Below are 9094 nucleotides of genomic sequence, written 5' to 3' on the forward strand. Positions count from 1 at the left end.
CACCCCTTATGAGGTGCCCAAAGACCCCGTCACCAGCGGAAACGCTGAGGCCGGGGTCTTCTTGCATGTGCAGGCGTATGCGGTCCGAAGCGGCCGTATGTCGGGGTCCGTGGACGAGGCCTGGACGGGATCTTGGAGCATCGTCGCAGGTAAGCCCCGGGGAACGCCGGCTCCCAGTCGGTCAGTCCACCACATCGACTCTGGGAGCCTTACGCCCGAACTCATACGATTGGCCGCTCAGGCGGCATTGTCCGGCATGGGCGCTGTTCTCGTTAGGTGTGGGCGCCTCGGTGTCGGCGCAATTCAACGCCCGCACCCCGGTCAGGAGCGGAGGCGACGTCCCGCTATCGTGCCCGTGATTAGGCCGTGGGGCCTGACCAAGCAGGGAGGGGGCAGTCATGGGGATCTTGCAAAAGTGGGGGCGTAAGCGCATGACTCAGGGCGCTATCGCGGCTCGGGAGCAGGGCGAAACCACCTACGTTCACAGACTGGCCAGTTCCAGTCAGCAGATCCAGGACCGGTACACCGCGGTGATCGAGTCCGAGGGATGGAAACTGGCCGAGATCCACGAGGATCCGTCGCGCCCCAAGGAGCGCTGGGTGATGACCTTCAAGCGTGCAGGCGAGGCAAGTGAGTCAACTGCCCAACCGTCAGAGCACGCCTAGTAGCCAGCCTGACTATGCCATCTCGCGCCAGGCTCTGAGGACGAGTGGAAACAGTCACCGCCTGACCGACGAAAAGGCCCCCGGAGGATCCCAGGGGCCTCAGGCACGAGCAATGGATCTCACTCGTACTCGCGAAGCAGGTCCTCGATGCGCCGGTTGGCTACGTCCTGCCGTCCATCGAGGCACTTCGCGTAGCGGGTCAGCAGGACCTCAACGCTGTTGCCAGCGCGCTCGGCCACCTCGGTCGCGTCGACACCGGCATTGAGCCACGTCGACAGCGCCGAGTGGCGGAGGTCGTACGGCCGATTTGCGAGGGGTGAAGCCGCAACCGCCGGCGGCAGCGCCAGGAGCCGGGCTTCCTGCCAAACGCGGTAGTACGTCGAGGAGGGGACGACCGCGCCCTTCTCGCTGAAGAACAACCGCCCGTCGTCGGCAGTGCCGAAGGTGGCGAGATGCTCACGGATGACGGCGACGAGGTGAGGGGGAATGGGCACCCGTCTGACGTCCTCCGTCGGTCGGTTCTTCAGTCCGCGGTCGTCGTGGGTCTCCCCCGAGTCGGTCCACTGCTTGCCGACTGACGGACGAGTTCGGTGGAGCAGCGCCGATCCCCAGCCCTGTTCGGGGAGGCTCAGGTCCGTCTCGACGAGGCCAACCGCTTCAGCCGGCCGGAGACCGCCGAAGTACATGGCGGCGAAGAGACCCACCAGGCGCCGGCCACGGGCCCGCCGGTAACCGCCCACGTAGGAGACGGCCGCCAGGAGATTCCGAGCCTGCTCGGGGTTCACGACAACGCGTGGGTCAACCTGGTTGGAAACCTTCGGCTTCTGCCAGCGGGACAGCTGTGATCGGGTTCTCACGCAGCTCCCCCAGGTCGACCGCATAGTTGGCAGCGTTGACGAGAGTCCGCCGCTTACGCCGGACGGTTTCAGCTGCCGCGGCCGGGCCGTCGAGCTTGAGTTTCAGTGAGTCCAGCACCGCACGGGCCGTGGCCGGTTCAGCGAGATCGGCGAGCGGTCGCGATGCCTTCGATACCCAGTGAAGGACGTTCCGCACATCGTCCGGGACGCCTCGGTCGTCGGGCCCCGGCAGGACGAAGGCCCAGTTCCGGAGTGCTTTGCGGATGACCTGGTCGGACGGCCGTCCAGCCCTCTCGTCGAGGAGCTCCACGGTCACGCTGGTGAGCGATTCATTGATGCCGTAGCGCGTATTGGGGGCGGCATGTGGCCACTTCATGACGAGGTACCTGAGAGCGAAGTCGTACCAGGAAACGGCCGACTTCTTCTGTTCCATGGCCCCGGCAGCCCGGACGCCTCATCGAATTCTTCGCCGTCGCGCATCGCCCGCATGAGCTTCGCGCGATAGTGATCGGCGAGTGCCTTCGTACGGAAGGAGTCGGAGAAGACGTTGCCAGCAACAGACCACCGGACGCCGTATGAGGGCGTTTTCGTATCACGCTTTCGTACGGCCCAGACCTTGACGTCGAGAGACTTCACGCGGCGGCCTCCAGCTGCCTCAGCCACGTGTGGAAGTCACTCCGCCACCACACACGGAGCTCCCCGTTGGGCAGCTTGAATGCGGCTGGCCCATACCCCAACTCACGCCAGCGGTAGAACGTCCGTCGAGAGACCCCACCCAGCTCATCCAGGACTTGGCGAACGCTCATCAGCTCGTCGCAACGGGAGTCCACGTCGGTTCTCCTTCCGTGCCGGGTGCGGGTTCGAGGGACGCGGACAGCCAGGCTTCGACAGCCGAGAGGCCGGTGCCGGCGAAGACCCAGTGGGCGAGGACGTACGTCGTCTCGGGTCCGCCCTTGGGCTGTGCGGCCGCGGCTTGGGCCCGGCGCCACTCGGCGCGGGCGTCACGGAGTGCGCCGAGGGTGGTGGAGTAGCGGCGGGATTTGGTGGAGAAGTGGCCGCGGAAGCCGAGCATGTGGGCCCAGGCACGGAGGCGGAGGTGTTCGAGGTCCTTGCGGGCGCCGAGGGTCCAGGCGGTTCGGATGAGTTGGCGGGCGTGGTCGCTGATGTCGAGCTGGGCGAGTTCGGCGGCGAACTTGAGCGGGCGGTCGAGAGCTCCCGTGGCGGTCTCGGCGCCCTTGTTGGCGTACTTGGCGATGTAGGCGGCGCCGGCCCGTTCGGTCAGTTCCGTGCCGGTGTCGAAGTCGGCGGAGCGGATGGTGCGGACGTCGAGTTGGCGGCCGAAGGCGAAGGTGTGGGTGTGTCCGTCGAGGGTCGGGCCGTCGACCTGAACCTTGGCGGTGGCCATGTGGATGGCGTCGGTGAGGAGTTCGGCGGTGGCCCAGGGCGGGGGTGGGGTGTGACCACCCTCAGGGCCGTCGAGGCGGATGACGGCGTGGAAGTGAACTGCACCGCGCTTCTGGTATTCGGCGACCTTGGCGAAGGAGACGCGGGCGTGGTCGCGTAGGCGGCGCTGTGAGAGGCCTGCGCGCCTGGCGACCTCCCGGCGGAGGTAGATCGAGAAGCGCCGCCAGAGGGCGCCCGCGTGGGCGTTCCAGAGCACGGCCGCTTCGTAGTCGTAGGTGTCCAGGGCCAGCGGAGTGCCAAGAGCGTCATCGTCTGGGTCGTGGTGAGTGCCGCAGCGGCACGCACGGCTGTCGGAACGGCGGTTGTGGACCGGCCCGAAGCCGGGAGCGGTGAAGGTGGCGAAGACGCGGGGGTGAGCGGCGACCTGGTCCGGAGTGCCCTTGCCGCCCCGGAGCCCAGTCGTGATCAGTTGGAAGGTGTCGCGGCGGTAGACCTCGGCGCAGGCCGCGCAGCGGGTCGTGCGGCGGTTGTTGCAGCGGACGAGGAGTTGGCCGGCGGGCAGGTCGGTCGAGTCGAGGTGCTGGAGGATGCGGCCGATCTCGCCGGTCGCGGTGTCGATGTCGTACTCGGTGCGCTGGCCGTCCAGGTCGGTCTGACTGACTCCCGCTCTTTCTCATTGCATCTCGCTGTCCACGCACCGTCTGCGATACATGCGACACGCCTTCGACACACTCATGCGCTCCGCACGCGTAGAACACCCCTGACGACGGCGGGGGATGGGCGGAAGGATGTGAACATGTGCAAGTCGGAGAGCTTGAGTGGCATTGGCGACCTCGCCCGTGATGTCGCCGGTGATCCCGACTGGCTCTCGCAGAAGGGGCGGGCGGGTCGTCGGGCCCGTCTCGGAGAGTGCGGCGCCGCCATCCCAGCCGCCATCGAGATGTTCGAAGACGCTTGGGTTCGATACGAGGCGTGCCGGGTGGCGCTGGGCGAGGCGTGAGCCGGTAGCGCGGGCCGACCGGGGGTTGGACACCCGCGGCAGCTCAGTCGGCCGGATTCCGCTGCCCCGTGAAGCGCGTTCGTGTCCCGCCGACGCTGTACTTCCTGCTGCACCGGTCGAGCCGGGACTGCTGGGCCGGGGTCAGGCATCACCCGCGTCGGTGGCGCTGAGTGTGTAGGTGGTTCCGACGCTGGTCTGCACCCATGCGTCCGGGAGGGCCGCGGCGAGGGCGTGTTGGGCTCGCCAGCCGGTGCAGTGGCCGGGGACGAGGAGGTCGGGTGCCAGTTCGGTGAGCGCGGCCACGGTCGGGCCGATGACCGGCTCGAAGGCGGGGCCGCTCAGGTGGAAGCCGCCGATGAGGGCCAGCAGTTTGGTGACGCCGGTCAGTCTCATGGCGTGGCGGATGATGTTGACCACTCCGGCGTGGCCGCACCCGGTGATGACGACCAGTCCCCGGCCGCGCACGTTGATGACGAGTGCCTGGTCGTCGATGACGGCGGGGTCGTGTCGCCAGCCGTTTCCGTCCCAGGCTTGGTGTGCCTGCGGCATGCCGCGCTCGAACTCGGTGACGCGGTCCACCTCGCCGGTGATCAGGATGCCGCCGGCCAGCAGCGAGGGCTGCCGCCGCTCGATCACCTCGAACCCTTCGCGTTCCAGGGCGCCCCGTGACAGCGTGGGCATCTCCAGGCTCTGGCCGGCGGGCAGTGCCAGGCGGCGGCGGGTCCAGACCGCGGGGTGGACGGTCAGCGGCAGGCCGGAGCGCCCACGCAGCCGGGCCAGGCCGTCGAAGCCGCCCGCGTGGTCGAAGTGTCCGTGGCTGAGTACGACGCCCTGCAAGCCGCCGACATCGATGCCAAGACGCTCGGCGTTCACTGCCAGCGCGTCCGGCGACGCGCCGGTATCGAACAGCAGCGTGCTGCTCGCGCTCCCGCTCCGGACGGTGACCAGGGCGGAGAAGCCGTGCTCGGCACGCAGTCCCGCGAGGGCCTCGCCGCCGTCGAACTGCCGCGCGGCCGTCCGCCCGGCGCCCATCGGCGCCCGGGTGACTCCTTCGGCGGAGGCCAGCAGGGCGTCGAAGGTGTTGTCGACCATCGTCGTGACCCTGACCTCGTCGACGTCGGGCAGCATCACCGGGTCGACAGCCGGTCCCTCCGCGACGCGAGGCGCTGACCACGCCGCTTCGGCCGCCGAGTGCCCGTGATCGTCGCACATGCCAGAAAGCTCCTCCCCGCCGGTAAGGCCGACACGGGAAGCGGATCCCGGTACGGACCGCAGGGCCACGGCGGTCGCGTCGGCCGGCCCGGCCGCCCCGGCCGCAGGCAGCGAACGGTGTCATGTTTCCACTCGCGCGGGCGCGACGACGATGTCGATGAGCCCGGTGGCCACGTCGTACACGAGCCCTGAGACGAAGGCTCCGGCCGGAAGCTTCTGCTTGAGGATTCCGACGTCGACGCGGACGGCGGCGGCCGGTTCGGTGACCGCCTTGGCGTCCAGGTCGCCGGCCGGAACGTCGAAGTAATCGGCCAACAGCTCGGGGAACGCGGCCAGATCCGTGATCCCGCAGTCGCTGTGGTGCAGGACCACATAGTGGACGGCGCCCGGACGAGGCCCGCCGGTGCGGGCCTGGACGACCTTCGAGAGCATCTCCAGCGTCCGGAGTGTCGCGGGCGTGACCCGCCCTCCGACGTTGCGGATCACCGCTGCCTCACCGAGCTCGAGCCCGAGCACGTCGGACGGGTCGACACGAGGGTCGACGCATCCGATGACCGTCAGACCGCCACTGGGCAGGAGCTTGAGGTTGCCGAATGATCCGCCGTCGGCGAACTCGGCGTTCCGCTTGGCCAGCTCGTCCGTGTCGATCACTGTGACGGTAACCCCTTTTTGCTCTGAGCCTTGACCCCGGTGACGCCGACGGCGACCTCCAGTTGCCGCCAATCCTGACCCGCCGCTGCCTCGCGTGCCACTCGATCAGGTCGAACGGTGAGCACCAGGGAAGACGCACGAAAGATGACCAAATGTACCTTCTGTGGCAATATGTTATGTGTGGTTCGGTCGCTGAAGACAGGCGAGAGGAGCGCATTATGATCGCCAAGTTGCTCGGCAAGCTGTCCTTCACCCGCCACTACGGTGCGTACGGGGCCCACGAATGGAACGCGTACGCCGGCGACGACTAGGACTGACCGCACTGCTGGCGGGCGCCCATGGGCGCCCGCCAGTTCCCAGTCACCCTGCCGACGACATCGGCCTGGACAGGTACGAGAGCCAGGGGCGATCTCATGGGCCGAAGGAATGAGCCACCGCCGTTGCCCGATGGCGGCTTCGCTGCGTGGAGCCGCGACCGGCTGGCGTTGGCGCGCCGTGGCGCTGAAGAGTGTGGGGACGTCTGGCAGCTGGAACCTGGTGTCTACGTAGCCGCTGCGGCCGGGCCGTGTGAGGCGGTACTGCGCCGCGCCCAGGACTTCCCCAAGGCACCCGCGCCTCTGTTCCCGCCGTTGAAGCGGTCGAGCGGAGCACCGACGCCCGAGGAGCGTGCGTACGCGCACGCCGCGCGCATGCGCGGACTACGTGCGCAGGCGGTTGCAGCCCGGATCGGTGAGATCGCGCCCCGGACCGCTCGATTCGCCGACCAGTGGCCCACGGGCCAGGACGTCGAGATTCTGCCCCCGGTCCGGCACGCACTGGCAGAGATCGGCGTGAGCTACCTCTTCTCCGAAGACGCGCCCACCCTGCTGCCCTGTGCCGCACAGCTCTTCCTGGCCCGGGAGGTGCTCGTACGCCCCTCGCGTTGGGTATGGCCGCGCTGGATCCCCACACCGGCACGGCGGTTCCGCACACGGCAGCAAGTCGCCTTCACGGACGCTTTGCGGCCCATCGTCCGCCGGCGTCGTTCATCGGGCCAGCTCGGTGAGGACATGCTGGGACAGATGCTCCGGCCCTCCCCCCACTACGGCCTGCTGCCGGAGGAGGCCATCCTCGACACTCTCCCCGGAATCACCGTCGCCACCTTCGAGACCCCTTCCCGGGCAGCCGCGTGGATCCTGCTCCACCTGGCCCGGCACCCCCGGGCAGCGGCCCGCGTCGCGGCCGAAGCCGCCTCGCTGCCCACGGACCCGGCCGCGACGACCAGCACCCACCTCGGCAGCCTGCGATACACCCAGGCGCTGGTGAGTGAGGTGCTCCGGCTGTACCCCCCGAGCTGGCTTCTGACCCGGCACGCCCCGCGGCAGACTCAGCTCGCCGACTACACCATCGACGCCGGGTCCACCGTTCTCGTCTGCCCCTACACCGCCCATCGCGACGCGCGGGAATATTACGAACCGGACCAGTTCCGGCCCGAGCGCTGGCTCGATGATTCGGGCTCGCCGACGAAACCCGGCACCTTCCTCGCTTTCGGTACCGGGCCGCATGGCTGCGAGGGAGCCGCCCTGGCCATGGCGATGCTGACGCTCCTGACTGCGCAGACCGCCCGCTGCTACCAGCTGAGCGAGCCGCCCGGACCGGAACCCGGCTACCAGGTCACTACCCTCGAAGGTCTCGCAACTGTCGGCCTGCGCCTGCGCGCCACCTTGCGCGACTGAGGGCAGTCCGGCTTTCGGCGGCAGGCCACCTCCACCAGCGAAAAACGAACAGCTAACAGCTAACAGCTACGAAGTTCCGTTCCGTACCCGCCTGGACGACCAGCTCATGCCTCACTCATCGTGTGTCGCTGGTCGAACTCGTTGGCGAGCATGCCCATCATGACGAGGTCGTGGTGCCGGCCGGCGAAGAAAACATGTTTCCGCAAGCGCCCCTCCTCGGTGAAACCGAGCCGGCGGAAAAGTGCCAGCGACGCCTCGTTGTGGGCGAAGATCGCTGCCAGGCATTTGTGGTAGCGCCGCTCGGCGAACATGAAGCGCATCAGCAGTACTAGGGCTTCTGCCGCGTAACCCTCGCGCCGGTGCTCGGCACCGATCGTGACATCACACTCGAACCAGCCTGAACGAGGGCCGGTGCGATGCGAGCCGACCGTGCCGACCAGCTCCCCCGTGGCCGTCGCTTCGACCGCCAACCGGAAGCGGTCGTCGTCGCACTCGGCCACGGCCTGCTCCTTCGCCCAGGCACGGTAGCTCTCGGCACTGCGTGGCAGATCCAGCCGGCTCTCTCGCCGCCCGTCAGCGTCGGCGAAGCGCATGAACGCTGTCCAGTCTTCGGGCTCCACAGCGCGTAGGCGGACCCGATGACCGGTCCAGGACGATGCCATGCCCTATTTGATCACGCTGCTGTGCGCGCGAGGCTGAGAGGCACACCGAGGCAGGTGTTGCCGCCATGCTCTGATCAACACTGGACTCGCCGGTATCGGTGCCGCTGTTACGCTGATTCTCTGACGGTGTTCCGGCGCACCGTGCCACACGGTTTCCTTCGAAACGGCAATCCAAAAGAGCGCGGCTTACGTATCCAAAATGCAGCCGCAATCAAGAGTGCGTCCCCGGTCAGGCGCCAATCGCCTTGGCCGCGATGATCAATTCTTTCCACGGCGGCCCGACGAGCGCAGTGCGCCCCCTCTCACTTCGCAGGGGCGGGCAGTGCGAGGTATGCGCAGTGCGCGTTCCTGGCTCCGGACGCGTTCCGGATGCACGGTGAGGAAGCGCTGATGTACGACCCCGGCCCCGATCTCGACGATGCCCGGCGCGACCGGGTGCTGCGTGCCGCGGCGGCCTGCCCGGTCCAGGCGATTCTGGTCGGCCGGCTGGAAGGGCGGCTGGATGCGCGGCACGCACCGGCGGGTGCGTCGCCGTCATGACCGGTGTCGACAACCTGCGTGCGTTCAAGCGCGACGGCCGCATCGTGGTCGTCGGGGCGTCACTGGCGGGGCTGCGGGCCGCGGAGTCCCTGCGCGACGAGGGTTTCACCGGATCGCTGACGATGATCGGTGACGAGTTGGGCGAGCCCTACGACCGGCCTCCCTTGTCCAAGCAGGTCCTGACCGGATGGGTGCCCGCCGACGGCACGACCCTGCCGCGCCGGCGCGGCATCGACGCGGAGTGGCTGCTGGGCGTGCCCGCGAGCGGTCTTGACCTGGCGACCGACCACGTACGTCTCGCCGACGGACGTGAGGTCCCCTTCGACCGGGTGCTGATCGCCACCGGGGTACGGGCCCGGCCCTGGTTCGTCGAGTCCGAGGCGGCGCT

8 protein-coding genes and 2 pseudogenes are annotated in these 9094 nt (G+C 68.4%); 4 read left to right on the top strand and 6 right to left on the bottom strand.

The annotated features are described in order from the left end of the window. The first annotated feature begins 398 nt into the window (after positions 1-398). Positions 399-665 (top strand): hypothetical protein, encoded by a 267-nt coding sequence (locus tag ABT137_RS32390; protein WP_351714662.1) that lies wholly within the window; start codon positions 399-401, stop codon positions 663-665. Positions 666-784: 119 nt separating this feature from the next. Here ABT137_RS32390 and ABT137_RS32395 read toward each other — a convergent pair. From ABT137_RS32395 to ABT137_RS32415, 5 genes and pseudogenes are all read right to left on the bottom strand, one after another. Further along, positions 785-2158 (bottom strand): annotated as a pseudogene (locus ABT137_RS32395) (tyrosine-type recombinase/integrase). Beyond that, positions 2155-2328: a helix-turn-helix transcriptional regulator gene (locus ABT137_RS32400; protein WP_351714672.1), complete on the bottom strand. Its 174-nt coding sequence runs from the start codon at positions 2326-2328 to the stop codon at positions 2155-2157. The pseudogene ABT137_RS32395 and the gene ABT137_RS32400 overlap by 4 nt, the downstream one beginning before the upstream one ends. Next, complete coding sequence (locus ABT137_RS32405) at positions 2328-3572, bottom strand: replication initiator (protein ID WP_351714673.1); 1245 nt, start codon at positions 3570-3572, stop codon at positions 2328-2330. Before ABT137_RS32405 ends, ABT137_RS32400 begins: the two co-directional genes overlap by 1 nt. Before the next feature lie 495 nt (positions 3573-4067). Continuing rightward, the gene (locus ABT137_RS32410; protein WP_351714663.1) at positions 4068-5138 is read right to left on the bottom strand and encodes an MBL fold metallo-hydrolase; all 1071 of its coding nucleotides are present in this window, start codon (positions 5136-5138) and stop codon (positions 4068-4070) included. A gap of 120 nt (positions 5139-5258) precedes the next feature. Continuing rightward, positions 5259-5789: a carbonic anhydrase gene (locus tag ABT137_RS32415; RefSeq protein ID WP_351714664.1), complete on the bottom strand. Its 531-nt coding sequence runs from the start codon at positions 5787-5789 to the stop codon at positions 5259-5261. A gap of 689 nt (positions 5790-6478) precedes the next feature. Here ABT137_RS32415 and ABT137_RS32420 point away from each other — a divergent pair. After that, the gene (locus ABT137_RS32420) at positions 6479-7504 is read left to right on the top strand and encodes a cytochrome P450 (RefSeq protein ID WP_351714665.1); all 1026 of its coding nucleotides are present in this window, start codon (positions 6479-6481) and stop codon (positions 7502-7504) included. 104 nt (positions 7505-7608) lie between these two features. On the opposite strand, the gene ABT137_RS32425 is transcribed toward ABT137_RS32420, so the two are convergent. Then, complete coding sequence (locus ABT137_RS32425; protein WP_351714666.1) at positions 7609-8166, bottom strand: GNAT family N-acetyltransferase; 558 nt, start codon at positions 8164-8166, stop codon at positions 7609-7611. A gap of 330 nt (positions 8167-8496) precedes the next feature. On the opposite strand from ABT137_RS32425, the pseudogene ABT137_RS32430 reads away from it, so the two are divergent. Next, positions 8497-8706: pseudogene (locus ABT137_RS32430) on the top strand (ferredoxin); the annotation flags it as partial. Further along, positions 8703-9094, top strand: a 392-nt coding sequence (locus tag ABT137_RS32435; protein WP_351714667.1) for an FAD-dependent oxidoreductase, incomplete at its 3' end; no start/stop codon positions are given. The pseudogene ABT137_RS32430 and the gene ABT137_RS32435, both read left to right, overlap by 4 nt.

This window comes from Streptomyces sp. NPDC001980 (assembly GCF_040296885.1).
In the GTDB taxonomy this organism is placed as follows: domain Bacteria; phylum Actinomycetota; class Actinomycetes; order Streptomycetales; family Streptomycetaceae; genus Streptomyces.

What these genes read in the sequence shown, in the direction of transcription:
- ABT137_RS32400 (WP_351714672.1), bottom strand. Translation starts at nt 2,328, where the DNA reads ATGAGCGTTCGCCAAGTCCTGGATGAGCTGGGTGGGGTCTCTCGACGG.
- ABT137_RS32425 (WP_351714666.1), bottom strand. Translation starts at nt 8,166, where the DNA reads ATGGCATCGTCCTGGACCGGTCATCGGGTCCGCCTACGCGCTGTGGAG.
- ABT137_RS32420 (WP_351714665.1), top strand. Translation starts at nt 6,479, where the DNA reads ATGCGCGGACTACGTGCGCAGGCGGTTGCAGCCCGGATCGGTGAGATC.
- ABT137_RS32390 (WP_351714662.1), top strand. Translation starts at nt 399, where the DNA reads ATGGGGATCTTGCAAAAGTGGGGGCGTAAGCGCATGACTCAGGGCGCT.
- ABT137_RS32410 (WP_351714663.1), bottom strand. Translation starts at nt 5,138, where the DNA reads ATGTGCGACGATCACGGGCACTCGGCGGCCGAAGCGGCGTGGTCAGCG.